This is a genomic window from Gordonia otitidis NBRC 100426, from assembly GCF_000248075.1.
Classification (GTDB): domain Bacteria; phylum Actinomycetota; class Actinomycetes; order Mycobacteriales; family Mycobacteriaceae; genus Gordonia; species Gordonia otitidis.
Genome location: NZ_BAFB01000202.1, coordinates 14,640 through 39,732 on the forward strand (window position 1 = coordinate 14,640; position 25,093 = coordinate 39,732).

34 protein-coding genes are annotated in these 25,093 nt (G+C 63.8%); 22 read left to right on the forward strand and 12 right to left on the reverse strand.

Going from position 1 to position 25,093, the window contains the following annotated elements; all coding sequences use genetic code 11:
• The first annotated feature begins 5 nt into the window (after window positions 1-5).
• Both GOOTI_RS19585 and GOOTI_RS19590 read left to right on the forward strand, forming a co-directional pair.
• A complete protein-coding gene (locus GOOTI_RS19585; RefSeq protein ID WP_039994407.1) occupies window positions 6-1,298 on the forward strand; it encodes a hypothetical protein in 1,293 nt (430 codons plus the stop codon).
• A gap of 15 nt (window positions 1,299-1,313) precedes the next feature.
• Complete coding sequence (locus GOOTI_RS19590) at window positions 1,314-1,673, forward strand: hypothetical protein (protein ID WP_007240346.1); 360 nt, start codon at window positions 1,314-1,316, stop codon at window positions 1,671-1,673.
• Between the two features lie 46 nt (window positions 1,674-1,719).
• On the opposite strand, the gene GOOTI_RS19595 is transcribed toward GOOTI_RS19590, so the two are convergent.
• Together GOOTI_RS19595 and GOOTI_RS19600 are read right to left on the reverse strand one after the other, a co-directional pair.
• Complete coding sequence (locus tag GOOTI_RS19595) at window positions 1,720-1,989, reverse strand: WhiB family transcriptional regulator (protein WP_007240347.1); 270 nt, start codon at window positions 1,987-1,989, stop codon at window positions 1,720-1,722.
• Between the two features lie 49 nt (window positions 1,990-2,038).
• A complete protein-coding gene (locus GOOTI_RS19600; protein ID WP_007240348.1) occupies window positions 2,039-2,536 on the reverse strand; it encodes an HNH endonuclease in 498 nt (165 codons plus the stop codon).
• A 444-nt stretch (window positions 2,537-2,980) separates the two neighbouring features.
• Between GOOTI_RS19600 and GOOTI_RS19605 the strand changes: the two genes are divergently transcribed.
• Both GOOTI_RS19605 and GOOTI_RS19610 read left to right on the forward strand, forming a co-directional pair.
• Window positions 2,981-3,442, forward strand: a complete 462-nt coding sequence (locus GOOTI_RS19605) for a hypothetical protein (protein WP_007240349.1) — start codon at window positions 2,981-2,983, stop codon at window positions 3,440-3,442.
• Window positions 3,432-3,773, forward strand: coding sequence for a hypothetical protein (locus tag GOOTI_RS19610; RefSeq protein ID WP_007240350.1), 342 nt, complete (start codon window positions 3,432-3,434; stop codon window positions 3,771-3,773). The genes GOOTI_RS19605 and GOOTI_RS19610 overlap by 11 nt, the downstream gene beginning before the upstream one ends.
• A 59-nt stretch (window positions 3,774-3,832) precedes the next feature.
• On the opposite strand, the gene GOOTI_RS19615 is transcribed toward GOOTI_RS19610, so the two are convergent.
• From GOOTI_RS19615 to GOOTI_RS26920, 5 genes are all read right to left on the reverse strand, one after another.
• Complete coding sequence (locus GOOTI_RS19615) at window positions 3,833-4,684, reverse strand: DUF5131 family protein (protein WP_306302703.1); 852 nt, start codon at window positions 4,682-4,684, stop codon at window positions 3,833-3,835.
• Between the two features lie 106 nt (window positions 4,685-4,790).
• A complete protein-coding gene (locus tag GOOTI_RS19620) occupies window positions 4,791-5,414 on the reverse strand; it encodes a DUF5131 family protein (protein ID WP_169315832.1) in 624 nt (207 codons plus the stop codon).
• Window positions 5,415-5,569: 155 nt separating this feature from the next.
• On the reverse strand, window positions 5,570-7,900 hold the full coding sequence (locus tag GOOTI_RS19625; RefSeq protein ID WP_007240353.1) for a DEAD/DEAH box helicase: 2,331 nt from the start codon (window positions 7,898-7,900) through the stop codon (window positions 5,570-5,572).
• Window positions 7,901-7,935: 35 nt separating this feature from the next.
• Complete coding sequence (locus GOOTI_RS19630) at window positions 7,936-9,003, reverse strand: hypothetical protein (RefSeq protein WP_007240354.1); 1,068 nt, start codon at window positions 9,001-9,003, stop codon at window positions 7,936-7,938.
• A 256-nt stretch (window positions 9,004-9,259) separates the two neighbouring features.
• Window positions 9,260-9,706: a DUF6283 family protein gene (locus tag GOOTI_RS26920; protein ID WP_007240355.1), complete on the reverse strand. Its 447-nt coding sequence runs from the start codon at window positions 9,704-9,706 to the stop codon at window positions 9,260-9,262.
• Between the two features lie 143 nt (window positions 9,707-9,849).
• On the opposite strand from GOOTI_RS26920, the gene GOOTI_RS19640 reads away from it, so the two are divergent.
• Both GOOTI_RS19640 and GOOTI_RS19645 read left to right on the forward strand, forming a co-directional pair.
• Window positions 9,850-10,305, forward strand: coding sequence for a hypothetical protein (locus GOOTI_RS19640; protein ID WP_007240356.1), 456 nt, complete (start codon window positions 9,850-9,852; stop codon window positions 10,303-10,305).
• The gene (locus tag GOOTI_RS19645) at window positions 10,302-10,601 is read left to right on the forward strand and encodes a hypothetical protein (RefSeq protein WP_007240357.1); all 300 of its coding nucleotides are present in this window, start codon (window positions 10,302-10,304) and stop codon (window positions 10,599-10,601) included. The genes GOOTI_RS19640 and GOOTI_RS19645 overlap by 4 nt, the downstream gene beginning before the upstream one ends.
• Here GOOTI_RS19645 and GOOTI_RS19650 read toward each other — a convergent pair.
• From GOOTI_RS19650 to GOOTI_RS19660, 3 genes are all read right to left on the reverse strand, one after another.
• Window positions 10,563-11,624, reverse strand: a complete 1,062-nt coding sequence (locus tag GOOTI_RS19650) for a hypothetical protein (RefSeq protein WP_007240358.1) — start codon at window positions 11,622-11,624, stop codon at window positions 10,563-10,565. The genes GOOTI_RS19645 and GOOTI_RS19650 overlap by 39 nt on opposite strands.
• On the reverse strand, window positions 11,624-12,091 hold the full coding sequence (locus GOOTI_RS19655) for a hypothetical protein (protein WP_007240359.1): 468 nt from the start codon (window positions 12,089-12,091) through the stop codon (window positions 11,624-11,626). The genes GOOTI_RS19650 and GOOTI_RS19655 overlap by 1 nt, the downstream gene beginning before the upstream one ends.
• Window positions 12,092-12,248: 157 nt before the next feature.
• On the reverse strand, window positions 12,249-12,608 hold the full coding sequence (locus GOOTI_RS19660; RefSeq protein WP_007240360.1) for a hypothetical protein: 360 nt from the start codon (window positions 12,606-12,608) through the stop codon (window positions 12,249-12,251).
• Window positions 12,609-12,845: 237 nt separating this feature from the next.
• Between GOOTI_RS19660 and GOOTI_RS19665 the strand changes: the two genes are divergently transcribed.
• From GOOTI_RS19665 to GOOTI_RS19695, 8 genes are all read left to right on the forward strand, one after another.
• Window positions 12,846-13,394 (forward strand): hypothetical protein, encoded by a 549-nt coding sequence (locus GOOTI_RS19665; RefSeq protein WP_007240361.1) that lies wholly within the window; start codon window positions 12,846-12,848, stop codon window positions 13,392-13,394.
• A 37-nt stretch (window positions 13,395-13,431) separates the two neighbouring features.
• Window positions 13,432-13,803, forward strand: a complete 372-nt coding sequence (locus GOOTI_RS19670) for a hypothetical protein (protein ID WP_007240362.1) — start codon at window positions 13,432-13,434, stop codon at window positions 13,801-13,803.
• Window positions 13,804-13,880: 77 nt separating this feature from the next.
• Window positions 13,881-14,525 (forward strand): hypothetical protein, encoded by a 645-nt coding sequence (locus GOOTI_RS19675; RefSeq protein WP_007240363.1) that lies wholly within the window; start codon window positions 13,881-13,883, stop codon window positions 14,523-14,525.
• A 66-nt stretch (window positions 14,526-14,591) separates the two neighbouring features.
• Complete coding sequence (locus tag GOOTI_RS26250; protein WP_169315833.1) at window positions 14,592-14,738, forward strand: hypothetical protein; 147 nt, start codon at window positions 14,592-14,594, stop codon at window positions 14,736-14,738.
• A gap of 11 nt (window positions 14,739-14,749) precedes the next feature.
• The gene (locus tag GOOTI_RS19680; protein ID WP_007240364.1) at window positions 14,750-15,013 is read left to right on the forward strand and encodes a hypothetical protein; all 264 of its coding nucleotides are present in this window, start codon (window positions 14,750-14,752) and stop codon (window positions 15,011-15,013) included.
• 38 nt (window positions 15,014-15,051) lie between these two features.
• Entirely contained in the window at window positions 15,052-15,678 is a 627-nt protein-coding gene (locus tag GOOTI_RS19685) for a spermidine synthase family protein (protein ID WP_007240365.1), read from the forward strand.
• 255 nt (window positions 15,679-15,933) lie between these two features.
• Complete coding sequence (locus GOOTI_RS19690) at window positions 15,934-16,215, forward strand: hypothetical protein (protein ID WP_007240366.1); 282 nt, start codon at window positions 15,934-15,936, stop codon at window positions 16,213-16,215.
• Window positions 16,216-16,262: 47 nt separating this feature from the next.
• On the forward strand, window positions 16,263-16,994 hold the full coding sequence (locus GOOTI_RS19695; protein WP_007240367.1) for a hypothetical protein: 732 nt from the start codon (window positions 16,263-16,265) through the stop codon (window positions 16,992-16,994).
• Window positions 16,995-17,389: 395 nt separating this feature from the next.
• Here GOOTI_RS19695 and GOOTI_RS19700 read toward each other — a convergent pair whose 3' ends face one another.
• Window positions 17,390-17,986 (reverse strand): hypothetical protein, encoded by a 597-nt coding sequence (locus GOOTI_RS19700; RefSeq protein ID WP_007240368.1) that lies wholly within the window; start codon window positions 17,984-17,986, stop codon window positions 17,390-17,392.
• A gap of 558 nt (window positions 17,987-18,544) precedes the next feature.
• Here GOOTI_RS19700 and GOOTI_RS19705 point away from each other — a divergent pair.
• The 4 genes from GOOTI_RS19705 (at window position 18,545) to GOOTI_RS19720 (ending at window position 20,984) form a co-directional block, all read left to right on the forward strand.
• Window positions 18,545-18,859, forward strand: coding sequence for a hypothetical protein (locus tag GOOTI_RS19705; protein WP_007240369.1), 315 nt, complete (start codon window positions 18,545-18,547; stop codon window positions 18,857-18,859).
• 475 nt (window positions 18,860-19,334) lie between these two features.
• Window positions 19,335-19,820 (forward strand): hypothetical protein, encoded by a 486-nt coding sequence (locus GOOTI_RS19710; RefSeq protein WP_138985321.1) that lies wholly within the window; start codon window positions 19,335-19,337, stop codon window positions 19,818-19,820.
• Window positions 19,821-19,959: 139 nt separating this feature from the next.
• On the forward strand, window positions 19,960-20,295 hold the full coding sequence (locus tag GOOTI_RS19715) for a hypothetical protein (protein ID WP_007240371.1): 336 nt from the start codon (window positions 19,960-19,962) through the stop codon (window positions 20,293-20,295).
• Window positions 20,296-20,528: 233 nt separating this feature from the next.
• Complete coding sequence (locus tag GOOTI_RS19720) at window positions 20,529-20,984, forward strand: hypothetical protein (protein ID WP_007240372.1); 456 nt, start codon at window positions 20,529-20,531, stop codon at window positions 20,982-20,984.
• A gap of 137 nt (window positions 20,985-21,121) precedes the next feature.
• Here the strand turns inward: GOOTI_RS19720 and GOOTI_RS19725 are convergent, their stop codons facing one another.
• The gene (locus GOOTI_RS19725; RefSeq protein WP_007240373.1) at window positions 21,122-21,520 is read right to left on the reverse strand and encodes a hypothetical protein; all 399 of its coding nucleotides are present in this window, start codon (window positions 21,518-21,520) and stop codon (window positions 21,122-21,124) included.
• A 232-nt stretch (window positions 21,521-21,752) separates the two neighbouring features.
• Here GOOTI_RS19725 and GOOTI_RS24825 point away from each other — a divergent pair, with 232 nt between their 5' ends.
• The 4 genes from GOOTI_RS24825 (at window position 21,753) to GOOTI_RS27085 (ending at window position 24,990) form a co-directional block, all read left to right on the forward strand.
• Window positions 21,753-22,616 (forward strand): 3'-5' exonuclease, encoded by an 864-nt coding sequence (locus tag GOOTI_RS24825; RefSeq protein ID WP_007240374.1) that lies wholly within the window; start codon window positions 21,753-21,755, stop codon window positions 22,614-22,616.
• 460 nt (window positions 22,617-23,076) lie between these two features.
• Entirely contained in the window at window positions 23,077-23,721 is a 645-nt protein-coding gene (locus GOOTI_RS19735; protein ID WP_007240376.1) for a hypothetical protein, read from the forward strand.
• 317 nt (window positions 23,722-24,038) lie between these two features.
• Window positions 24,039-24,773: a hypothetical protein gene (locus tag GOOTI_RS19740; protein ID WP_138985322.1), complete on the forward strand. Its 735-nt coding sequence runs from the start codon at window positions 24,039-24,041 to the stop codon at window positions 24,771-24,773.
• Between the two features lie 94 nt (window positions 24,774-24,867).
• Window positions 24,868-24,990, forward strand: a complete 123-nt coding sequence (locus GOOTI_RS27085) for a hypothetical protein (RefSeq protein WP_267879820.1) — start codon at window positions 24,868-24,870, stop codon at window positions 24,988-24,990.
• The last annotated feature ends 103 nt before the right edge of the window (window positions 24,991-25,093 follow it).

A 25,093-nucleotide genomic window follows, 5' to 3' on the forward strand; every position in this document is an offset into this window, starting at 1 on the left:
ACCAGGTGTGCAAGGCAGAGAACGAGCCCGGCGGCCCCAAACGCTGCTCGGCAGACGTACGGCAACGACTACACACCGTCAGTGAGGCTGCCGACGAGCAGACCAACCACAACGCGGCACTGACCATCGAAGATGAGTCGTTGGCGCGACGCATTGAACTGCTTGAGCTGGTCAAAGCCTCCGTCGAGGGTGGGTTGACCGCCGAACAGCAGCAACGTCACGCCGAGATCGTCGCCGACTACGACACCGACCAGCATGAGGATCAGCATGAAGGCGGCTGGGAGTTGCAGGTGATCGCTGCGCGCGCCGACGTCGACCAGGCGTGGGCCGACGCCGAAAGCCTCGGCGCCGAGAAGTTCGTGCGACTACCGGAGTACGCGACTACGGAAGAACAGATCGCTGACTGGATGGCTGCGCGAGAGCAGGCATTCTCACGCTACGAGCAGGCTGTCCTTCGGGTGGGCGCGATTCTGGGTGAGGAAGCTGACCGACGCGCTGCCGAACGCATCAACGACGTCGAACCCGACAACTTTTTGAAACAGTCCGACCTCAATAAGCTGCACCGCGCCGCATTGGAGGCACGTAGGGAGCAACGGCGTGGCGGATCGGCCGCCGCCGCGCAGGAAGCCGTCAACGCCTACAACGCAGCCGCGGACCGCTACAACAGTCAGCCACGACAGGTCACTGCGGTTGGCCGGATGCGGGCGCGGGTATATCGCGAGGTGATCGGCGGAGTACGTGAGCTCGGCGGCGCGCGGCCTGCGATCGGTGGTAGACCCGGCAAAGAAGTCCTCGATGAAATCAACACGGTCGCCGACGACATGCCCGCCGAGTGGGTGCAGGCCACCAACAGGAACGCCACCCCGATGACACTGTCCCGCCGCAAGAACATTCGCGGTAGCTACGACCTTTTCGCCAACAAGATCACCACCGGCGGAGGCTTGCCCACCGCCTACCACGAGTACGCCCACGCCCTCGAAATTGACAATCCCGCAATCCATGTCGCAGCCAACGAGTTCCTACGCCGACGCACCACCAACGCTGACGGCACTCGCGAGCAGGAACGTCCGTACGGCAAACGCGGATCGGGGGAGAAAATCCGTGCCGACGGATTCGTAGACGGCTACATCGGCAAAAGCTATTCGGGCGCCTCAACCGAGGTTTTCTCAGTGGGCACAGAGGCAGTCTTCACCGGCAAATACGGTGGACTCGTCGGCGACGGCAACCACAAAGCCGACCTCGAGCACCGCAACCTGATCCTGGGGCTCTACGCGACGGCCCCAGGCCGCGCCGACTGAAAGTAGACACTAGCAATGACATCACCACCCGCCCAGCCGCAGTCGATCCGACTGTCCGCCAACGACTACGACGGCGCGGCAACCATATCATGGACGCGGTCGGATGCCGCCGACCCCTCCGATCCCGGCACGTGGGAAGGGGACGCGATCTGGGTGGCGCGCGCCCAGGACGCGTTGGCGACGCGTGCACCGATCACAGTTCTCGCCCCTGACGTCACCTACGAGTTCCCGCCGTTCACCGGTGACGTCGACGTCGCCGACATCGCGGCCGCGATCATCGCTGCCGTCGCCGGCCGCGGCGAGGTCAGCGACCTGCTCGACCATCTCCCGGCGTATCTGTTCGACGGCTCCGACGACCCGAACGTCATCTACTGAGCAGCCCCGACAGCTGCTGTGCCCCACCCGATGTGAGGCACAGCAGCTAGTTGGCGGTGGGCTTGCCGTTCTCAAGGTTGCGGCCACCCCACACACCCCACTGGTGGGTGTCGCGGCCGAACGCCTGGCACTCGAGGGCCAGCGGGCAGCCCGCGCACACCTGGCGTGCGTGATCCCACTTCTGCTTGCCGACGGGATGCCATTGCTCAGCATCCTCGCCGGGCCGCGCACAATGAGCCTGCGCCCAGTCGACGTCGGTCGACGGGGCCAGCATCGTGGCCAGCGGCAGCAGCAGCGAACCGGCAGTACGGCTCATGACAGACTCCTTCCCTGATGAGCGGGGATCGGTAGTGATGGTGTTGGCGTCAGTCGGTGACAGCGCCGAGATCGAACAGCTGGTAGACGGCTTTCTGATCTTCGGCCCACGGGTCGTAGACGAACGGCGCATGACGCAGCTGCATGCCAGCCTCCCGGGGCGTTCGGCTGGCCTTGAACTGGTTGCACGTCATGCACGAAGCGACCTGGTTGCCGAACGTGCTCAGCCCTGAACGGCTCTGCGGCACAATGTGGTCGACCGTGTCGGCTGGACCGTCACAGTACGCGCAAATCCACTGGTCGCGACGCATGATCGTGTCAGTCGACGCGTACGAGTCGATCGTCTTGTTGGCGAACGGACGGTAGGCGGCACGCCGGATCGCTACCACCTTGTGAATGGGCAGTGTCAGCGACGGCGATTGCACGGTACGCACCAGCGGGGTGCCTTCCATGTTGCGGGCAACACCGGAGGCGAGGAGTGTGGCAGCGCGCTGCCAACTGACACGCGCAAGAATTTGCAGGCCAGCATTGGTGACGAAAATGGTCATGACCGGAGTCCTCCTCTTCGGAAATGGGTTGGTGAACAACAACGTGCGGTGCACCAACCGGGAGAGGACACCTAGTGTCGGATGAGGTTGGCGCAGAGCATGACACGTTCGGATCCGAACAACGACTGCCTGTCGCGTTCCGATGCTGGTGACGAAATGTGCTGCCACGTCGAATACGTGACGCATGTCAGGTGCTTCGGCATCTGCGCCCACCTCCTTTTCAGTAGTCGATCATTCTGTGTTGCAACGACAATACAACCACACCCCGACACGGTGGCGCGGCACAATAATTCACCCGCCAGGCACGCACCCAGGCCGTAGGGGGAGTGCGCGGGTGACGGCAGCTGGCGGATGAAACCTCACCCGTACGGTAATCGAACCTGACCACGACACCGGGCAGCACCCCCAACCCGAGCTGTCCGCCAACCCGGAAGGCGAACCACGGTGACCACACACCCCACACCGCCCCCGCCGCACACGTCGACCACCACAGCCGAGCCGCTATCGGTGCGGACCGTCGGATGGGGTGGCGACGTCGACCGCATCGAAGTGGCGATGCCGGCCGGATGGAGCGCTACCCGCAACCTCAACAGCCCTGCCGGAGTGCGGGCGCTCGGCGTTGCGCTCATCAACCGCGCCGACCTCATGCCCGACGACGAACACGACGTCGACGAACCAGTGTCGGCCGCGGACCTTCTGCGACTGCAGCTCTGCGAAGCCGCCGACCGCGAGAGTATGACGAACGCCTACATTCAGAACCTGGTGCACAGCATCCACAAGGTGCTCGCCCCGGCACTCGCCGAGCTCGTCGACCCCGCCGCCAGCACCGCAGATCTCCTCACCCAGTTCCAGGAGACCGTCGACAACATCATCGAACTCATCGAACCGGGTGCCGATGACATCTGACATCAGCACCGGCTGGCGGTTCGAAGTGTCCTGCCGCACACCGCCCCTACCAGCCCGGCCTGGCGTCGCCCTCCGCGACGACTGCCTCGAGGCCACCAGGGGACGATACGACGACTTCCTGACTCTCGACGCCAACACGTGCGCGTGGACAGCTGAGCGCACCGTGCTGGCCGGCACCATCGACGATCTCGGCTACCACGACTCCGCCGACGCACTCGCCAGCTTCACATTCCGCCTGCTGCGGTGGGCGTTGACGTGCGGGTTCGGCATCCCCGAAGACGTGTACCTGCCACTCGACGACGTCAGCCTGTCCATCCACAAAATGACCTGACGTGCCCGGAGTGGCCGCCACCGCACCACCTGCCCGGCGTCAGATGAGGTGGCGCCACATCAGGACGGGAACCCGTCCCAGATGATGCCGTCGAGCTCGCGGCCGGCAGCACGCTTGCCGACACGCCTCATCACCGCGCCCCGAGGATCGTTGGCTGTCGCGGCGGCCACCTCAACACTTCCGGACCCGTCAGCGAAGACGATCCGGTCAGCCGGTGACGGATCATCAGCGGGTGCTGGCACCCATTGACCCCACTGTTTGAAACAGAACGCGACGGAGGAGCCGTCGTAGCGGGCGGCAGGCTGGCATTCGTCACGCAAACGTCGCACCCACGCCGGATGCATGGGCCGCGCGTTCGGGCCTGATTCGCCTCCAACAATCACCCAATCAAGTTGGGCGTCTTCTCGGTCGATGCGGGTGTTGTCGTACAGGCTGATCGGACCCAGGCACGGCTCGATCGACACAAACCGAGAGGCGGCAGGCGTGTCCAGCAACACGGGTAGGCGGACGTTCACCCAATGCTGAGTTTCCGCGCTCACCCCCACAACCACATTCGGCAACGGCCAGTCCAGTCCGGAAGCCCCGTACCGCGACGCCGCCTCCTGCAGCACGGCACGCCGAAACTGTTTGTCCGACAGCAGTGCACGCATCCTTCCCGCCCGCTTCGTCAGGATGAGGTAGGTGTGTCGTGGTGTTGCTGCGGTCACCGCGAACGTAGCGGCAATGAACTCGTCAGGTACCTGCTTGTGGAACAAATCTGACTGGGCGGCAACGAAAATGCGGCGCGGCTTCGCCCACCCGAACACCTGCGCCAGACGTTCGGGAACCAAGTTGACGCGGCCAGTCCATTCCCCGTCAGCCTCGGTCCCCGCGTACGGTGCAACCACCGCCGGGTTGGGGTTCGCCTGCATGCGGTGGGCTGTGCGGCGGGCGTAGCAGTGGTCACAACCGGATGACACTGGGGTGCAGCCGATTACATTGTTGAGTGTTGCGTCCGCCCACTCGATCTTCGTCCGATCACTCACCTCGCGCCCCTACCAACGCTCTCGACTCCCCGTCACGCTCGAGGCCTTCACGGCCGTCGGCATAGACGGCGATCCCCAACCGCGAGCACTGAGCGTGCACACGACGAACCCAGCCACCGTCGGCCGGTCGCGGCGCCGCGCCGTCGGCAACGACCACGAAATCCAGAGGCGCCAGCCGCCCATGACGGCACCCGGTTTCGGCGCCTGCGACAGCAGCACTCACATCGATCGGCCCACGCACTTCAAGGAACCGTGCAACAACAGGCGTGTCCTGCAGCGACGCCAGCCGGGTGGAAACCTGGTGCTGCGTGCTCGCAGGAACACCCAACACCAAATTGGACAGAATCCGCTCCCCCCGGTCGGTGACGACACCACAGCCATCCGTTGGTTCGGTGAACCGATCGACATACGACCAGAATCGTCGAGTGCGCAGCAGGTTCGCTGCCCGACCGGGATGTGTTGTCGTCACCCGAAATACGAGGTCAGGATGCGCACTGATCGTAGCGAACGTGCGCGCCACGTCGGTGAGCGGGCGGTCGCTGGCGAACACATCGCAGTGGCCGGCGTCGATGACGACAGTCCTGTCACGGTGTCGGCCACCGAACGTGGCTTGCACCAGATCCCTCAATCGACCAGTCATTCCGTTGTGCTGCCACATAGTTCACCGCCGCTGCAGGAAGTTTCATTGCTGACAACGTGATCGTTGCACGCCGGTTTCAGCCGCGCGTCATACCAACACCGAGACCCCATGCACCACCACCACGGTAGTAACTATCTGGCCGACCATGCCCATTCGGGGAACTCGGTTTCGAGGCGGCGGATACGGTCAGCGTCGAGACGGCCAGCCTTGTATTCGCTACGGCGGTGGCTCACCCATGACCCGATCTGGTAGCCGTCGATCTCTGCGCCCCTGGGTGCGCGGCTGGTGCCGTGCTCAGCAACATACCTGTGCAGGTAGGCAACACCTTCCTCGAACATATTGATTGACCATGCCCAGTCGGGGAACTCGGTTTCGAGGCGGCGGATACGGTCGGAGGCGAGACGGCCCGCGGCGTGGTCGAGGCGTCGATACTGCACCCACCGTCCGATCCGGAAACCGTCGATAACTGCTCTCTGGGGTGCGCGGCTGGTGCCGTGCTCAGCAACGTACAGCCGTAGGTAGGCAACACCTTCCTCGAACGCCGCGTCCTTGACAGACCAGACCCAGTCGGGGAACTCGGTTTCGAGGCGGCGGATACGGTCGGAGGCGAGACGGCCCGCAGCATACTCGGTGCGGCGGGACCGTACCCATTCCCCGATCCCGAAGCCGTCGATAACTGCTCTCTGGGGTGCGCGGCTGGTGCCGTGCTCAGCAACGTACAGCCGTAGGTAGGCAACACCTTCCTCGAACGCCGCGTCCTTGACAGACCATACCCAGTCGGGGAACTCGGTTTCGAGGAGGTGGATACGGTCGGCGGTGAGACGGCCCGCGGCATACTGCGTACGCTGGCGGGATACCCATTCCCCGATCCCGAAGTCGTCGATCTCTGCACCCTTGGGTGCGCGGCTGGTGCCGTGCGTAGCAACGTACCTGTGCAGGTATGCAACACCTTCCTCGAAGGGGTCGGACACCACCTGGATGAGACGGACGGTGAGGGCGTCGGCGATGGAGTCCACAACCCCGGGATCTGCCAACACGGTCACATTGTCGGGGAGGCGTTCGTGGTTTCCTGGCGTGGCGAGTGAGCGGCGGGCTTCGGCGATATCGAACTCAAGTTGCTGGTCGTGGTCTTGGAGCGCTCGCAGGGTTTGCGCGGCCGCACGGAAATTGGTGTCGGCTACCGCCATTTCTGGGTCGTCGTCAGGGGTGAGGTAGACGGGCAACACAATCACAGACGGATGGTTGCGTCGCGGGTGTTTCCGGATGGCGCGGCCCACCGCTTGGGTGACGTCGATCTGTGAACTGCGCGGCTGGGCGAACATGATGCCGTCGAGTGCGGGGACGTTGATGCCTTCGGTGAGCACTTTGGAGTTGGTGACCACCATGTGCGCGTCGTCGCCTGTTCCGTCTAACTGGGTGAGGCAGGTGCGGCGTTCGTCCGCCGTCGCCGATCCGTCAAGATGCCGGACCGTAGTGCCATGCGTGAAGGCGGAGGAGAGGATGGGGCCTGCGATGTCGGAGTAGGCGGAAGCGAACCGTTTGGAGGCGCTAATCGTGTTGTGGAACACGATGATCCGGTGCAACCCGAACTGTTCGGAAGCGCGGGCGAGTGCGATCTGACCGGCGATCTCCTGGACCGACAACTCGCCGCCGTCAGCCAAAGTGGTGCCGTAGCTTGGATTGGCGATGAGCCGGGCCACATCGTCGTCGGTGACGACGACGATCGCGACCTGGTAGGGCGACAGCAAGTCTTGGGCGATCGCTTGGCCAAACGTCAACTCGTACAAGCGTGGCCCGTACAAGGAGGTGTCGTCCATCGAGGCGACGGTGGTTGCGTCGCCGCCACCGTCAACGGTCACGGAGCTGCTCGTGTGGACACGTGGAGTGGCGGTCATGAACAGTCGCCGCTGTGCGGGGATCAGGTGATCGTGCAGGATTGTGCCGAACGGTTTGGTTATCTCGCCGGCGGTGCGGTGCGCTTCATCAACGACCACCACATCCCACTCGTGGGCCCGATCGTGGTGAATGTCGGCCAGCCGCACCGTGGATTGGTAGGTGCAGAACACCACCACCAGGCGGTCGTTGCTGCGGCCGTCAAGCCAGTCGGCGAGCACCTGCGGAGTTGTAGTTGAAGGGATCGGCAACTGGTCGGCGGCAATGTCTTCGGCCGCTGCGCGTTTGTCTGAACAGAACGCGAACGCATCGAACGTGTCGGCGGTGTCGGCCCGCCACGCGCGCACCGTCTGGTCGATCAATCCGAGAGTCGGCACCAACACGAGGACACGGCCCCCGGCAACACGCTGGTGAACGGCTTCGGCTGTGCGCAACCCGACGAGCGTCTTGCCGGTCCCGCACGCCATCGTGATTTGTGCGCGCCCACCGTCGCCGATCGCAGCCATCACCGCATCAAAGGCTTTGCGCTGGTGCGGTCTTAGCGCTTTCGGTGTACTGCGTTCGGTCATGCCACCTCCATCCGAGAGTGTCGTGCGGGCACGGGTCAGCGAAGCTGTGTCTCGATGCTATGAAGCAGTACGTCGCGGAGCACGGGGTTGGCGGCGTCGTCACCGTCCGCGAAACCCACCGTGACGTCAGGTGGGGCTGCCAGACGCAGATCGGTGGTGCTGCCGTCGGGTGCGGTGAGCGTCCACTGCCATCGGAAGCTGCGCGTCGGGGGCTGCAGCACATACGCTCGCCCGGGGTTTGCGGTGACAATCGGTGCCACATGCCCGATCAGCCACAACGGCAGCGTGTCCGGCAGTGTTGGGTCTCCGTCGAGGGTCACCACCACACGCAGCCGAGGAAGGTCGGCAGGTACAGACTCGGGGTCAGGTTGCGGCCAGTCAACGGTCTGCAGGGGACTGTATCCCCATAGTGGTTCGCTGCGGACGCACGTGTAGAACACGGTCGCCGATCGCATCCACTGCTCCATCGTGGGCGTCGGGAAGCCGGGCAGGACGCGCTCAGCGAGCTGCGCAGCCAGCAGCGACTGCACAGCGTCGCGCCGCGGGTCGTCGAGGCCGATATCAACCAGCAGCGACGCATCTGCCGGTAAAAGCACGGGGGTGCTGCTGGCGTCATGGCCCAGCAGAATAGCGGGCCGGTACGGATTGGGGAGGGTGGCTTGCGGGCGGTCGGGGTCGCGCGTTCCGCGTGGCGCGAGCCCCAGAATGCTGTGGACGTGGTCGCGGTCGTCAGCTGTGTAGCTTGATCGCACACCCGACGCCGACATGCCTGTCGCGGCAGCGATTTTCCCCAGCGAGATCGGTGGATCACCCCATTCGCGGAGGAGGCATATGAGTAGGCGGATGCTTTCGTTGATTCCGTCGCGATATTCGATGAGGCGGACGAGTTCAGCCAGCTGCGGGTCGAGGGTGGTTCGACCTTCGGCGGCGTTCCGATAGTCTCGTGCGGCCTGCGAGACTGATTCCTCGAGCAGCACATCGGATGGGATGTTGTCGCGCATCTCATCTTCGGCGGCTATGTCTTCTTGGGCTGTTTTCAGGTCTGTGCGGTCGAGGACCGCGCGAACCCACACCGGCGGAACGGATGGATCGGTATCTGCCATGTCGCTTTCACCTCTGCACGTAGGTTGTTCGGCGCCGCTGCCGTAGGGGAGGGCCAGCACAGCGAGTACGTGCAACGGTAGCGTGTGCGACCGTCGCACGCAATGGGTTCGTCTTGTTCGCCGTCGACTCCCTCCGTGATCTCGGCCGACCACTCCACCCCCGGGCAGGACACGCAATGCGCTGTCCACCAACGGATGAGCGCTCCGCTACCTCATGAACGCCGGACTCGCGAGGTTCGAGCCTCGCGGTCCCCGGCTAGTCGGCCAGGTCGGAACGCCGCCGCCGGATCTTGGCTATTGCCGCACACGCGTCGTCGCTCGGTTGATCGACGCCGGCGACACCGTGCTGTGCGGCGGCGCGACCGGACTCGAATAGGGGTGTGGGGGAGACGTAGTCCACGCACTCGGTGAACGTGTCACCGTCGATGTCCCCGGCCATCAGCGCCAGCCGCAACGCCAGCAACTCCTCGCCGTGACATCCCACCCAACCCGAGCACAGGCGTGACTGGTCGCTGGACCCGTCGTTCTGGTGGCACATGAACAATGCCGACGGCTGGTCGGCGGTGTCTCTGTCGTAGGCGGCGAGCTTCTCGTACTCGCTGACCGCCCAGACACCCGACGGCACATCCCGGCGGTACGGGCAGCTGGCGCACGGACGCGGAGTAGGTCCGGCCACCGAATGCTTCTCCGAGGACCCTGGCATAGCTTCATCCCTTCCAACGAATGAGTTCCCGTCAAGCACACCACCCACGATAAGGGGCTGCGGCACAACCTGATTGCCGCGCAAACCGACGCTACTGCGTGACGATGGTACGGACATCAACCGCAACGGAAGGTTCTCCGATCATGAGCACACGATGCATCCTCGGTGTCCGCACCGCTGACCACACCGGCGTCCGCGCCTACGGGCGGCTTGTGCACTGCGACGGCTACCCGGAAGCCGTACTCCCCGAACTACGCACGATCGTTGACCGCGACGGCTGCGCTACAGCCATGGACACGCTGCTGCAAAACGAATGGCATTCACTGCACGCCGACCAGAACGCCTACAGTGCCTTCCCGACAGGTATCGCCGTCGCGGGCTACGGGGTTGCCGTCGATCCCGCCGACGTCGTCGTCTACACCGATGAAGGTGTTGTTCCGTTCGAGTTAAGCGAGTGGACGGCAAGCGACCTCGTCCACGACCGCGTCGACGCCCAGTACGGATACTTCCTTGACCCGTCGACGCTCACCGTCGAGCTCGTGTCCGTCTACCCGACGGTGAAACGGAAACGTCAACCACTGTTCGGGGTACGCCGGTGACACACGGCCTCGGCTCGATGTGGACGCGTGAGCAAGCAGTCGCCGACATGACGGTCGATCAACGACCCCCACGCCCCCGGTTCGCGGCAATCGCCGATCTCGCTGCCGCGCGAGTTGCGGCCGAATCAATTCGGGCGCAACCACCGACAGCGGCGAACCTCTCGGATGAAGCGTTGATCGTGATGTTCGCGGGCTGCAGTGTGCGTCGCAGCGAACTACCACTGGTGCGTGAAGCGTTCCGCCGCAACTATCTCGGATCAGTCGACGTGCTGGGGTCGGCGGTTGCTCCGAAGTGACTGGCGTTGTTGTCGCGCGTATGCGTCGTGGCAGGTGATTCTGCGGGCTTCACACGCCTGCGTCCACAGCCTCGCCTCATCGGCGGGAGTGAGTGTGCCTGCCGCACACCGGGCTGTGTAGTCGGACACCGCTTGCGACATCCGCTTAGCAGCGTCGGCCGCCGCAGCTTCGAGGTGATGTCGGGCTGTCAACGTCACTCGTTGTTCACGGCACCTCAGTAGCAGCAGCGTGAATGCGGTGAGCATCGCTGTCAGCGGCAGTATCCAGCCGAGCGTGTCAGACGGGAGGCGAACGGTGCTCGAGTTCAGCAGCAGCGTGTGCGAGACGGCGGCGCAGCTTCCGAAAACAGCGAGATCCAGCAACGATGCTGCGGCGTCTCGCCGCGACCGGAACGCCAACTTCCATGCGATCTGAACACACGACGGAATGAGCAAGATCAGGAACATGCAGACGAGCAGTAGTCGCGGCGCGAAATTGCCGGCGAGAAGCGTCACCGGTACCGCCGCGGCGAGCGCGCAGTACGCAGCCTGTGTCGACCAAAACCATCGGTCGCTGACATCGGTGGGGGCGCCCTGCGGCGCATACCATCCTGCACGTCTACGCAGACGCTGCGACATCACCAGTGACACTGCTGCGACGGCTGCGCCGCACACCATCATGATGAGCGACGTCGAGGTCACGAGTTCGGAGGCCTCAAGAACGCCGGCGGCACGTAGATGATCAAACTGGTCGATCGACATCGAGTACACCGGCATCCTGATGATCGCCCATACGAACAGCCCGGTCATTATCGACCGGCCAGCGAAAGAGACGAGATCGGCGTACTTCAACAGCTTTCGACTCGCCGGATACTCCCATACGCGCACAGTTGGGCTGGGTTCACTGATCGGGGGGCGTGGTGGCAGCACATCGCTCAGAAACCGTGAGACATGCTGCGCAACGGTCGTCGGTCGAAGGTACACGTACACAACAAATCCGGCGGCGATCGCAACGACCAGGAGTGGGGCAGCGGCGTCGGGCATCAGTCATCTCCATCGGAAGTGGGCCGAACTGTGGCAGGGGTGCGCGGAGCGCGGATGATTGCTGCAGCAATGTCGAAGAGGCTTGCTCCCCGCGAATGCAGCCGCGACACCATCTGGGGGCGAATCCCAAGCTGGTCGGCGACAGCTCGAACGGTGCTGTCCGCCACCGCGTGTGAGACTGCAGCTGCCCGGACGTCGGTGAACATGCGTTGCGTGTGTGCAGCCTGGGCAGCCACTTCGGCGGCGGCGAGGGCTACCGCGGCCGGGTTCGTCAGCCAAGGCCATCGCAGAGTGTCCGTGTCGGGATATGTGAGCAGCGGCGTCGGATCGGCGAGAACCGCTTTAAGGTCGTCGACGCTGATGCCAGCGTTGTCGAACAGCGGCGCTAGGCGGGCGACGTCGTGGGGGCTTCGGTGCGCTCCGAGGAGCTGTCCCCAGCCGCCGGGATGAGAGTGTGGGTGTTCCACGGCAGTTGATCCTGTAGTGAGTGGCTTCGATGTATGCCCTTCACCTAAGCACGCAACGGGGGGGTTGCGCAACAAGTCCGGGGTGCTGGCCCAACCACGTTGCCAACTGCCAACCACGCCGCCCCGGACGCATCGCGAGGCGGCGGGATGACCTTCGTCAGGAGCGTTCGGCCCTCAGCGCGGCGTCGCGCCCGACAGCCTCGATCGCGTACTGAGGGATGCGGAAACCGTTGTCACGCAGCGCCGTGAGTTGGGTGAGGCATTCGTGTGCGCTGTCGACACGCAATTCGGTGCCTGCCTCCGCAGCCTCGATGGGTTCGTAGCTGCCGTGCTCCTGCGCCTCGTAGTGAGCCATCAACTGTTCGGCGAAGTCTGACTGTCCAGCGGTCGGCAATGGCGGCACCGGATGCTGCGGATGGGCCACGAAACGGCTCTCAGCGACATGAATAACCCACTGTCCGTGCACATCGAAATACACGTACACATCGCTGTCGGCTCCGAAACGTACGTAACTCATTCATCGAATCCTTCCAGGATGCGCCGTGACGCGGGACCACTCAACGAACCAGGATCATAGTCTGTGGGACAGCGACTTTCGCTGCACATGCACGACACGCAGGCCGTCCTCGCTAGCATCATCATGCCATCGCCGTCTGACATCAGCGCCGCCACAGCTAACGTCAGCGACCCAGCCGCGCCGGTCCTCGAATAGTGCTGCCGCACAACACCGGCACCGAATGCGACGCTGGGCGACATGACAGACACACCAGCCCTTCTCGCGTGGTCGACGTGGGGCACGGTCATCGCCGTGCTCGCGACATCCCTACAGGCCGGACGCTTCCTGCGACAGTCACCGGCGCTATGGGTCGATCTGTCAGACATGCGCGAGGATCCGCAGATCGTGCCTGCCTCGGCCGGCAGGCACAGACGCACAACACGGACGCACCCTGCTCGCGCTCACCACCGTCACAGCGAAGACTCCGAATGGGCTGAGAGCATCGCCTGGTACCTGCTGACCATCGCCAGCTACATCAGCGTGTGGGTGACCGCGGTCGATGCCGCCCGGGCAGGGCAGCCAGTCGCCTACTGGGTGGCGGCAGGCGGAACCGTTACGGGCGTCTATGCCATGGCTTACGCGTTCTCGGTGAACAGCTACCCCGAGCACGCCACGTGCAGCGCTCGCAGCGTCTACCCAACCGCGACCGTCATCATCAAGGCTGCGCTGCACCCGGCCCGCGCAGCCACGGAAGTGTATGGCCGGATGCGCCGGTTCGTTACGGCAGTGGCACGTAAAAGCGTGTGACACAGTCATAAATCACCAGCCAGGAACGGAGATCGTGATGTGGCAAGTTGCAGCCGCCGTGGTTCTCGCCGCACTGTCAGTGTATTCGATCGCGGCGGCGATCCTCATGGTGTGGACGGCGAAACCGCTCGCGGCTGTCGTGTTCGTCTGCTGCGCAGCCGCTTTGACGACGACCGCACTCTCAGCGCTGCACGAAGGTGCGGCTCATGTCGCGTTCTGGGTGGCCGCAGCGCTGGTATCAGCGGTGCTCACGGTCGGACTGTGGCCGGTCATCGCGGAACACCTGGTGTGCCCCCAGCTCGGACACAAACCGGCACTCGGCGAACGCATCACAATCGGTGACGACCGCTCTGGGAACGTACAAGTTGGCGCGTACTGCACCCGCTGCAAAGAACGCGTCGGCGACTAATCACATCACCACTTGCCGGAGGAAACGTGAACGCCAGACCGATACACACACGGCTGAACATAGAAAAGAATCCCTGTGTGACAGACGAAGTGACCGAGTCATTTCAGCCATCCGCCGAGTGCGTGGTCTGCCGCCACGCACGCGGTCGAGGCCCACTCACTGTCCACCTACTGCCTGTGTCCGATGCGGTCGCCATCGCATATGCCACGCACACGCGCTGCTCCGCCGGGCCGATCGCCGCAGATATGCAGACCACCTACTTCATTGGGCACGGAACGTTGGTGCTAGCGCACAACGGCATACTCGAGCGCACCGCGGGCATCGTCGTCAACCCGGCCGCCGAACTGTTCGCCGTCTGCCGTGTCGGGCCGAACCTGTGGGGAGATCCGCTACGCCGACACCGCGACGCCGGGTACCGCACCGACAACGCCACGAGTAGTCAGTCACCGTCGCGTCTGGTGACCTGGACCGAGAGGGGCGGGGCACTCGTCGTGCACGACCACGTACTCCAAGCGCAGTTCAGCGTCGACGTCCCTGACACCTTCTGGCCGCTCGTGCGGAAACGCGGCGGCTTCGTGTATTCGGTCAGCTTCCGACATTGGGTCGCCGAACTGTTCTCTGACACTCACGCCATCGACGTCTACCTCGACGACGACCCAGACGGATCGGCACACACCTGGGTACCCGCCGCCAACAACTACCTACCTGCGTGGGCAGTGTGAACGTGCCGCTCTTGTCGTAAGCAGGTGCGACACTGTGAGCAATCCGAAAACACCGAGAGGATCGCCATGAACGCGCCCACTCTCGTTTCATCCATCGCCTCGCACTACGCAGCCGAGCGGCCGTCGACGGCAGCACTCGCAACTCCCGACAACATCTGCCGCACCCCCAATATCGCCACAACAACACTGGGCCCCAAGCATTCGTGCCGATGAAAGGACCCCACATGGCGACACCCACGACCACCAACCCGTACTGGGACCGGCTGCTCGCCGAGGCCACACACCTGCGCGAGGTCAACAGTCGCCTGGCCGAAGGGATGCTGCGCCAGCACGCCACACTCGACGACGCGTCGCGCCGACACCTGGTTGATCAGCTGTCGCGCAACCAACATGCGGCCGACCGTATTCAGCAGCAAGTGGATTGGTATCGGCACCAGTCAGGTGAAGTGCTCGCAGTCGTACCAGCTGGGCCCGCCTGGTCCGACTAGCCGACATCCCACTGAACAGCCACAGGAAGGACACCAGCATGGACGACGAACTCCGCGCCCTGATGCGCGTAACCGTCCCCACCGGACAACACGGCACTGCGCGCGTTGAGCGGTTCGTGGTCACCGAAGAGCAGTCCGCGTTGACCGCGCTGACACACGGCGACCGATACTGTGCACCAGGCGAATACACGCGGCTACTCGTCGACAACGAACTATGGATGTCCGACACCCGCGCCGAGGCTGCCGACCACCTGCCGTTTCTACGTGTCGTTCGCGCGGAAAGGGCGCATTCGGTTCTCATCACCGGCCTCGGACTCGGAATGGTGCTCCGCGCCTGCCTGAACCTGCCGCATGTGGATCGCCTCGACGTCATCGAACTGAACACCGACGTCATCGCCCTAGTCGGAGAGCACTACACGCAGATGGCCCACCAGAACGGGGTGCAGCTACGCATCCACCACGCCGACGCCCACGCCGGCATCAGCTGCTTCGACACGACGGTCGATCGATTCGACCTCGCATGGCACGACATCTGGAAGAGCATCGGCGAACACGACGACGCCACAATCGATTCGATCATCGGCCACTACCGGCCCATCGTCACCGGCCGTCAAATGTGTTGGGCAGAAGCTGAAAGCCGCAACTTCCTCGCCTACGTCCTGTAGCCCACCACCCCGCACTTGCAGTGCCGCAGCTCCCTAGTCGGGCAGGCCAGTGTGGACAGTGCCAGATCACACCATCCCCTGCGCGGGGTGTGGGCCCAACCCGGCGGTTCGGCCCACACCCGACAGGCGCGGACGCGGACTGTCCACACCATCACCGCACTACATGCTGCACGGTGGCCGGCCGAGTGCCGCAGACGATCACACCGTCAGTAGATGCTGAACATGCACCACCACAAACGTCGATAGGAAAACACCATGATCGAGACCTGCACTACATCCCCCGTCGCCAACGACGAGTTCGCCTCGTGGATCGATACGTTCCTCGAGGAGAAGGGCATCGACCCGCAACACGTGTTCACCGTCGCCGGCCCCAGCAACCTCGAGAACATCATTCCTGTCGGAGTGGTCATCGAACACGCCAAGATCGCCTCACCCGGCGAACAAGCAACCATCAAGGACACGCTCGTGCAGATCGACTTCCGCGACGGCGACGTCCTGCACTACCTCGAGTTCCTCGCAACGGGCATCGCCCACTAGACGATCACGCCCACCAGCTGGCCGGGACAACCGAAGGGACGTAGCCGATGAATGGGTGGAACCCGCCGAAATCGTTGCAACACACCATCAACAACGCGCTCCACAGCCGCCGCTCCTTTGCTGTCAGCCACGGCAAGGACACCGGCGACCACCCATTCGTCAGCCTGACTGTGAGATGGGACGGCCACGAACTACGCCTGACCTGGCACACCCGGACCACCGGCACCTACCGATTCTTCTCCGGCCTGGCAGCCACCCCCACCACCGGATGGCGCGACGTGACCCTCGCGCAGGCCAACACACTCATCCGCGGTGAAGATGACGTGAACACTGACGCGCGACTCCACCGCACCACAATGAGCGAAACCAGCCAAGCAGCAACCCCAGCCGCCCCCACTGCTGGCGGACACACACCCGCGATCGGCACCGACTGCAACTCCACGCCAGCCACAAACGCGGGAACAGGGGACGAGATACTGCTGCAAACAGCCCGAGTCTGGCAGCTGCGGATGCTGGGCACCAAACGATTTGCGCGCACCATCATCGGCGCCGACATCAGCCGAATCCTCAACACTGCAGATGACAACCACGCGGTGCTGCAACTGTTCGACGACTACACCCACCATGTGCCCGCTGATATCGCCGCCGAAGTCCGCGCCGTCCTCGAGTGGACACCGTGGACGCACCGACCTCCCGTGCATGTGACACGCGACGAGGTGCCTGACGAACTGTTCGTCGCCATCAGCGAAGCCGCGCAACGTCATCGACACGAACGTTGAGTCATCACCAGCACCACATCAGGCCGACACCTGCCGGCGCCTGATGTAGTGACAGCTGTCCGGTGGCCGCCCTGCGCCCGCTGCACACCTTGATCTCGACCTGCTATTGCGGCGTCGGTTCGCGGTGCGCAGCGGGAGAACGTCACCGCCGCAACTCGCACGCCCACGTGACGCGACCGCACACGGTGCACGTGTAGGTGGATGCGGGGCCATGGTCACACTGCTCGGTTGGGCCAACCTCTGCCTTGTCATTACCGCAGTAGCAGTCGAGATCGATCAACATCGCTGTAGCTCCTTCGAGCCGTTCCCGGCGGCTTTCCACCGAGGGGCGATCAACATACAGGATCAGTACGCACAGAACCAAACCGTGCTGTACCTGGCGAATTGGCGCATGCTCAGATCTCATTCCACGTCTCATCAAAGATGGCGGTGAGGCGTCCACCAGCGGTGTCGGCCAGGAGTTGCGCTAGTTGGCGCGCGTGGTCGTCGTCGTCCGCCTGCACGTCGAAGCGCAACTCAATCGTGTACGACGCACCACCCGATTTGGGTGTGCGAGGCTGGCCCGACTGCGCGATGCTGACCGCTTCGCCGAGCGTGCAGCCGTCGAGGGCTCGCCGCCAGTAGCGTGGCCAAACGGGCAGTGGCTGCGGGGGCGGACCGGCAGGTTTACCTGCAGCGCAGTCAGAGTGCTCGTCGATCGACCAACCGCCGGCATCGGAGTACCCGTATTCGGTGTGACAACCGGTGCATTCAACGGACACGGAGAAGGGTCCGTCGTGGTCGGCAACCTCGACTGGCACACGTGCATCGCTCATGGTGACGAGCGAGTCGAGAGCTTCGCCGTTACGCGAGGCGGCATCAGCTTCGTCGGCCGTGATGAACCAGGCCGTCGAACCGAGGGCACCGCCGAGGTCAACCGCATAGTCGTTGATCCAGTGCTGCAGCGAGACGTGCACGCGCCACTGCGGCTCAGCTGGGGGAGTGGATGTCATCGTCGGTCCTTTCTGTTGGTGGATGGCGACAACGCTAGATTTCGTGCTCGCAGCTGCGCGGCAATCGCCTGGGCGACAGCAGCGGCAGCCAGGGGGACCGGATTGAAGGACTCGAATAAACGGACAACACGGTGGGGTGTGGGTTCTGGTTGGCAAGGAGAGGGAGTCTCCGAGTCGGCCCTAACCGCCCTCCACACCAAGCGTCGTCTGGCATCTGTTTGCCCGGCCTGACCTGTCCTCGTCGACATGAACGCCGCGTTCGGTTGGGGCCGGTTGAGTGGCTGGGCGGGAACCGACGCCACTTCGTGTACGGGCCGCTGGATTCACCTACTCGTCGCGCCAGTCCGCAGCGCAGCAGGCGTGGGTACGGTTTTGCGTCGCCGAATGGGTGGCCATTGTCGATGTCGCTCTGTCCACAGCCAGCAAGCGGCACGTAGAAATGATGGGGCTATGGCTGCCAGCACAAGCGATCGTCGGCGTCGACCGACTGTGACTGCCGCGCAGCCGATTGGGCAACAGCAACACTGGATGCATCGTCCAATCGTGAAGGAGCCGAACATGACCGAGCAGGCAAAGACGGCGCAGCTGATGGAAATCTCCGTGCGCACTGCTGTCGCCGACTGGGTTGAGGCGTCCATGTGGATGCTGTCAGAACCGCACATGGAGGACGGGACGCATGTCGAGTTCGTGGCGTCACTGACGAGCGGTCGACTGCGCGACCTTGTGGCGGCAACTCGCGACGGAGACTTGATCTATACCCAGGACGGGGAGCTGCTGATGCTCGCCATGACCGGAATCGACGCCCACGGGAATCAGGAATCATATTCGGTGGATGAACAGTTCGAGCGTATCGGCTACACAACCACCAGGTAGGCCAGTGGTCGTCCGCCACCACAGACCACCCGCACCGGGAAGGCGACGATCGGGGGTGACGCTGTCCGGCCCCTGGCGGCAGCGGAGCATCACACTGGCCGCCGGTGTCGAGACTGTCCGGCATGCTGTTCCTAGCGCCGATCTGAGTAACGTGGCGGCCCTTCGGGAGCCACGCAGTCTCGGGGAAATTGTAGAGGCGGGCGAGCGGAGCGCTCGAACCGTGTTGCCGCACAGCCGCATCGGGCGGTGATTGCCTCAGTGGGTACCACTGCGCGGGTCGTGCTCACCGGCGAGGCCCCGAGAAACAAGGAGAGTGACCATGCCGAACTGGGCGACAAACACGATTGAGTTCACCGCAACACCCGAGCGTCTGGGGCGGGTGCGAGACGCTGTTCGCACCGATACGTCTGGGGGAGAGTTCGACTTCGACGTCCTGTGTCCGATGCCAGATGAGCTGCGGGGCAGCATCTCTCCGATGAGGGTGCTTCCTGATCTCTCGGCCCTGACCGAGTTCGCGAGCGCCCACCATTACGAGGTGGACTCGGCGGCAGGCACAGCATTGATGGTCGCAGGCCGCGAGCGTGGGACGGTGGCGATGACCTCCGCGACGGCGGATCGCCTGATCGCAATGTATGGCGCAACCAACTGGTATGACTGGCGGCGAGCGAACTGGGGAACGAAGTGGACAGGGCATGCCCCGGAAGTGCTTCTCGACGAACCGAGGCGTCTGGTCGTTCGCTTCGGCACTGCGTGGACAGCGCCGCACGGATTGTTGGCGCACCTTGCCAGCCAGGGCATCGCCAGCATTGGTGTCACCATCCACGAGGATGGATGCGAAGTGGAGTTCTTGGGCGACGAGTCCACCATTGCTGAGGTGTTCGTGGTTGAGGAAGAGTCCGTGACGTTCGGCGATGATTCCGAGGACACCTACACGATTCGGCAGGTGGCACTTCTCCACTGATGCATCGAGCTCACGCGGATGCGCTCTCCGCTGCTGGCAGCCCGCCTAACGCTGGTCACTCGGCGCGAAACCACTGCCGCGCCGAGTGGTTGGTGATCCATACGGTGATGGGACCGACCGGAACAACAAGGAGGAATACATGGCTGACTCAGCCGCACGTAGGGCCGCTATCGATGATGCCGTCGAGGCGACGAACCGGGCGAACGCCGCCGCCGCCGTCGAGATGCGCGACATCATGCGCGAACACGGGTGGAAGGCCGCAGAGATCGACGTGGAGGAAATGTCGCGGGTACTGCGCGTACAGGACGCCGCGACAGGCGACTGGCTGGAACTCGATGAGGAGCTGGCCGACGACGTCTCCGATGCCGCCGGTTGGCTGGCGAAGCCGCTGATGAAGTGGGTGGGCGGAGACTTCGACTACGTGGTCACCCTCGAGACCTTGGAGACGTCCACGCAGCCTCACACCGCCACCTGATCGGCAGTGCCTTCCGCCCCTGGCCGACAGTGAGGCCGGGTGCGGAAGTGCATCACCGCCATCGGTGGCACTGTCCGCTCACCGTCATCCTGCGGTGACAGCAGCATCGCTCAGCCACAAGGGATCAACAGCTGAAACAGGTCTGCCGCACAGCCGGAGTGGCTGCTGGTTACGTCAACGGTGACCGCAGGCCAAGGTATAGGCCCAGGTCATCAACAGTTGAAAGGACGCCCATGTCAGACCGCACATGCTTCCAGATCGTCATCTACGCCGCGCCCGACAACGAGGTCACCGCCATCGAGCACATCTTCGAGCAGTACGACATCGGCTACCGCGAGACGAGCGACAGTGAGAGCCTTTACAAGGTTGTGCTCGGCGCACACGCTCACAGTTACGAAATCCGCTGCGGCTCAGCCACCGACATCTCCCAAGAACTCATCCGCCACGCGCCGGGATCAAGCTGGGAGTTATGGGAGGATCCGGCGTACGAGTGGCTTGGCGATGTGCATCGCTACACACCCGAGCTGGGACTGTTCGCCGCGGAGTGCACCAGCGAGGGATGCCCAGTGTTCACCGTTGCCGAGGTGCTGCAGATGGTAACCCAAACCGAGCAGAGTCGACTGCGGGCACTCGGAGAAGCTCACCGGAAAGCGCTGACCACGCTAGGCGAAGCCATCGCCGACGTGTAGCGACCCGCAACCGCAGCGCAGGCCATCGCAAAGGGTGCGATGGCCTGCTCTGCATCACTCCTGAACCGAAAGAGCTGTCCGGTTGCGATGGCGAAGGTGTCACCCCGCCGACCGGGCGGAGGTGATCCTTCACCGCGCTAGTGCACGGAGCTGGGGTCGATTGGCGACCAGCCCGCCTCCGATGCGGCCTCGACACGGCACACGAAGTCCTCGATTTCCCCAACCTCATCGCAGGGGCACTCAAATCCTCCCGCTGGTGTGGTGCTCACCGTCACAGAGTCGAGGAACATTTCATGCCAACCATGATCGACATCAGCGATAGGAAAGCTCGACCACGCACCGTATCCGTGATGTGTGAGTTCGAGCTGCTCGGGGCAGTAGTAAACCTTGTCGTCCAAGGCGGCACGCAGCCGCGTGATCTGCGCATCGGTCACCTCGCCGACAGCGACTATCGCCGACGACCGTTTGCAGTTGCTTCCATCGCGGTACATGACCGGAATGATCGTAATTGTCTCGCTCACAACAGTTCCTTTCACTAGCCTGGGTTCCTTGTTCTCGCAGTGTCGCAACCGATTGCCGGCCGCTGCGTCACTCGCACGCACGTAGGAAGGGGCCTGGGCTGATCGAGGCGATTGACGAAGACAGACAGGGGCGAACGCTGTCCGCGCGAGACGCAGCGCGATCGGCCGCGTGTGCCCGCCGCTGGTGCCGCCGCGTGTCGGCTGTGCTCGATAGCGTGCTGCTACACCGAACAAGGGAGCAGAAGACATGGCAGCGCTGACCGACACGCCGCTGGTGTTCATCGACACCGAAACAACCGGCCTCAACACGTTCAGCGACGACATCTGGGAAGTCGCCGGTATTCGTCGAGACACGGACGGGGAACACGCCTTCCAGATGTTCGTCCACCACGACCCACGCAAGGCCGAACACCTTCCCGAGCGCTACTTCAACGACTACCAACGGCGCTTCGACCGATCCGCCGCGGTCAGCGCAACCGAAGCCGTGAACCGCATCATCGACGTGTGCGCCGGGCGTGCAGTCATGGTCGGCGCGAACATCAGCTTCGACATGCACCTCATCGAGCGGATGCTCCGCGACGCGGGGCACACCATCATGCCGTGGGACTACCACCTCCTCGACATCGAGGCATACGCCCTCGGCCATCTCGCGGGACGGATTCGAGGCCCGTGGAAGTCAGACGAGCTCGCCCGCCAGTGCGGTGTGCAGATGGGTACCGTCACCGATCCCGAATACCGCAGGCATACAGCAGCCGACGACGCCCGCTGGGTCCGAGACTGGTACGACACCATCAACAGGCCGGTCGGGGCTACATATCAAGCGGGCCGCAGCACAGCGATTCCTGAACCCCGACTGGTAGCGATACGGCAAGCCGCGAAAGAAGCTGCAGCACAGTCACAGTTCGTCGACCCGCACCAGTGCTTTCGAGCAAGCCGTGTCATCAGAACACGTGGAGAAAGATGGGCTGCTGCCATCCTCGGACGCGACCTCAGTCGACGCAGCATGAGTGATCCGTCGCTGCCTCACCTCACCGCAGGCGAACTTGAGGTTATCGTCGCCGCCGACACCGAAGAGGACCGCCACGCCGTCGCCCACCTCGACACGCCATAAGGCCAAGCACCTATCGAGCGACAGCGATCCTCACCAGCGCGATGCACCCAATGGCCTGCAGTACAGGAGTGACGCCGGGCGCTGTCTGCGCCTCCGACAAAGACTCAAACAGCCACCCAACTTCGGGTGCTCTAACAGTGAGGGCCGCCAGAATTGGGCTGACCGCGACCGTAATAACAACGGCCAGCGTGACGTAGGCGAACCGGGGGGACGGGGGTCGCAATAGTGCGTTCATAAAGCGGAGCGTAGCCCGTGCGACGCCGGATGCACGTGTTCGCTGCAGCCAACCGCACTCCCACACCGCAGTCCTGGCCCGCTTGGTGCCTCCGCCGAAGCCCGACCGCGCGCCCCGCCTGTCCGGTGGCGAGCACGGTTGCCGCACACTCCCACCGACGTCACGAACACTTCACCACGGAGGTCGGCAACAGTAGCCGGCCCGCACCATGATGGGAGACCGTTCGTGACCACACCCTTTCTTCGTCCACCAGAATGGCCGCAGGGCCGCATCGCTGACGACGTCCGCGAATGCCCGGCTTGTGGGAGCTTCGTCGACGTCGAGGTCCAAGCCCGCACCTACGTAGTGATCTCCGCTGACGAGCACACCAACATCGACGGTGTCTACGACTATGACCAGACATCGCCAGCCCGCTGCGGATCCTGCTGCTACCGAGACGACCTGGCCGCATTCACGGCGATCCCCACCGATCTGTCAACGCCAGGCCCGCTGGTCTTCGACTGGCAGAACAGCGAAGGAGAGCCCGCGGGATCGGCGTCGTGGGAGAGGGTGCCGGCAGATCAACTCAACGAAACGCTACAGCGAATGAAACAGTACTGGCCGGGAATCATGGTCACCGTCGAAGGCGGCCCGGACGGGGTCACCATGAGCACAGATCCACTGTGGGCCCCCAGCGTGCCAGCACTGGCCGACCAGGTTGCCGCTACGCTCGTCGACGCCCTCGGAGAACCCGACACGGTGACGGGACTAGGGGGAACGCGAAATGCAGTGCCGCACAGTATCGATGCAGCAGCGCAGTGTGGTGGAAACGGAACTCTTTCCGGGGCGGTGAGACACAGACTCCGCCGCCTCGGAAAGCACCACCCATAAGTCGCCGACCCCCAGCCGATAGCCAGCGGCGACGCCCAGTAAGACCGATGGTGACAGCGGGCGCGCCCGGACGGTTGACGCACACCAACTGCTGCCCCGCAGAACACCGTAAGAGCCCGGAGGCAACGCACATCGTCACACCTCGGCAACACTGTCCAGACGCCGTATACAAATCCCTGAGCTGATCGGATCCACCGACCAACGGGCCGTATTAACTGCCGCACAACATAATTCATCACAGTTATGGTCGGCCGGACGAACCAATCAACCCAGAAGGGACGTGCGCTGTGGGATCGACCAACTTTAGCCTCGAGGTGGTGACCGACCAGAACCTCAAAGCGGCCTATCGAAAGGCATGCGAGCAGGCACGCTACGAGGAAGGCTCCGACCCGTACAACGGGACTATTTCGACCACCAGTGGTGTGCGGCATCATCCCGAGCAAACTCAGCCGGTATCGGCCTCGGTTGCGGCGCAACTCGGCCACCAGCGGCTTGACTTCCTCAACAAGTGGGGCGAGGCCGAGGGGTTGCCACTAGCCCACAGTGGCGACGTCCGCGCACGAGTCGTCAAAGTGAAGGTGACCGTGCCAGAAGGCCAACACCGCCTCTACCATGCCGTTTCCGAGGCGATATGGCTGGCCGCCCAGAAGCGCTGCAAGCCTGGCGAACATGTCGCATCTTGGACGAAGCCGCAGTGGGACGTCAAACTTGCTAGGTCGGTTGCGGTCACGCCAGGCGCGGCCAGTCTGAGGTACTACGTGACGACAGGTGAGCGCTGGGGCGACGCTGGTTTGCGTGTTCTCGGTGTCGACAGGAGCGGGTACGCCACGAAGGCTGAGGCGCGTGCAGCGGCGGTCGCGGCGGCACGACAGTCGACGGACGCTCTCACTCTCCATGTGACGGCACGTCGAGAAGTTGGCGGCAACCCCACTCTTCTGACGGTGGTAGCAGCCGCGCAGTCGGCCAGCGCAACAGTCGACGTTACCCTGCACCGCACACAACCAGGCGCGGAGCGGGCCGGGTGGTTGCTCTACGGATGGGCCGCCTGCTAGGCCTCCCATGCCGCCCCCCCCCAGGAGCAGTCTCACCTGGGGGGCACTGCAGTTTGCGCGGTCGCGCTGTCCGTAGCGCTCTGTCGGTAGACAGGTGAGCATCGGTGCTCGCGGCTGGACTGCCGCACCCGATCGATGTGGCTGGACACAGGCCATCCACTTCGAACGGTGGTGGGCCGACATGACCGGCGCGACCGCCGAACTACAGCTGTTCTGATCTAGCGAGTCACTGCGACACCGGCACGAAGGGACAAGATACGCGCGAGGCCAACAAGATTGTGGTGCTCCTGCGATCTCGAGGACATAGCCGACTTCGTTGG

Coding starts and splice junctions, on each gene's coding strand:
- GOOTI_RS19590 (WP_007240346.1), top strand. CDS start 1,314: ATGACATCACCACCCGCCCAGCCGCAGTCGATCCGACTGTCCGCCAAC.
- GOOTI_RS19595 (WP_007240347.1), bottom strand. CDS start 1,989: ATGAGCCGTACTGCCGGTTCGCTGCTGCTGCCGCTGGCCACGATGCTG.
- GOOTI_RS19600 (WP_007240348.1), bottom strand. CDS start 2,536: ATGACCATTTTCGTCACCAATGCTGGCCTGCAAATTCTTGCGCGTGTC.
- GOOTI_RS19610 (WP_007240350.1), top strand. CDS start 3,432: ATGACATCTGACATCAGCACCGGCTGGCGGTTCGAAGTGTCCTGCCGC.
- GOOTI_RS19615 (WP_306302703.1), bottom strand. CDS start 4,684: ATGCAGGCGAACCCCAACCCGGCGGTGGTTGCACCGTACGCGGGGACC.
- GOOTI_RS19625 (WP_007240353.1), bottom strand. CDS start 7,900: ATGACCGAACGCAGTACACCGAAAGCGCTAAGACCGCACCAGCGCAAA.
- GOOTI_RS19630 (WP_007240354.1), bottom strand. CDS start 9,003: ATGGCAGATACCGATCCATCCGTTCCGCCGGTGTGGGTTCGCGCGGTC.
- GOOTI_RS26920 (WP_007240355.1), bottom strand. CDS start 9,706: ATGCCAGGGTCCTCGGAGAAGCATTCGGTGGCCGGACCTACTCCGCGT.
- GOOTI_RS19640 (WP_007240356.1), top strand. CDS start 9,850: ATGAGCACACGATGCATCCTCGGTGTCCGCACCGCTGACCACACCGGC.
- GOOTI_RS19650 (WP_007240358.1), bottom strand. CDS start 11,624: ATGCCCGACGCCGCTGCCCCACTCCTGGTCGTTGCGATCGCCGCCGGA.
- GOOTI_RS19660 (WP_007240360.1), bottom strand. CDS start 12,608: ATGAGTTACGTACGTTTCGGAGCCGACAGCGATGTGTACGTGTATTTC.
- GOOTI_RS19665 (WP_007240361.1), top strand. CDS start 12,846: ATGACAGACACACCAGCCCTTCTCGCGTGGTCGACGTGGGGCACGGTC.
- GOOTI_RS19670 (WP_007240362.1), top strand. CDS start 13,432: ATGTGGCAAGTTGCAGCCGCCGTGGTTCTCGCCGCACTGTCAGTGTAT.
- GOOTI_RS26250 (WP_169315833.1), top strand. CDS start 14,592: ATGAACGCGCCCACTCTCGTTTCATCCATCGCCTCGCACTACGCAGCC.
- GOOTI_RS19680 (WP_007240364.1), top strand. CDS start 14,750: ATGGCGACACCCACGACCACCAACCCGTACTGGGACCGGCTGCTCGCC.
- GOOTI_RS19685 (WP_007240365.1), top strand. CDS start 15,052: ATGGACGACGAACTCCGCGCCCTGATGCGCGTAACCGTCCCCACCGGA.
- GOOTI_RS19690 (WP_007240366.1), top strand. CDS start 15,934: ATGATCGAGACCTGCACTACATCCCCCGTCGCCAACGACGAGTTCGCC.
- GOOTI_RS19695 (WP_007240367.1), top strand. CDS start 16,263: ATGAATGGGTGGAACCCGCCGAAATCGTTGCAACACACCATCAACAAC.
- GOOTI_RS19700 (WP_007240368.1), bottom strand. CDS start 17,986: ATGACATCCACTCCCCCAGCTGAGCCGCAGTGGCGCGTGCACGTCTCG.
- GOOTI_RS19705 (WP_007240369.1), top strand. CDS start 18,545: ATGACCGAGCAGGCAAAGACGGCGCAGCTGATGGAAATCTCCGTGCGC.
- GOOTI_RS19710 (WP_138985321.1), top strand. CDS start 19,335: ATGAGGGTGCTTCCTGATCTCTCGGCCCTGACCGAGTTCGCGAGCGCC.
- GOOTI_RS19715 (WP_007240371.1), top strand. CDS start 19,960: ATGGCTGACTCAGCCGCACGTAGGGCCGCTATCGATGATGCCGTCGAG.
- GOOTI_RS19720 (WP_007240372.1), top strand. CDS start 20,529: ATGTCAGACCGCACATGCTTCCAGATCGTCATCTACGCCGCGCCCGAC.
- GOOTI_RS24825 (WP_007240374.1), top strand. CDS start 21,753: ATGGCAGCGCTGACCGACACGCCGCTGGTGTTCATCGACACCGAAACA.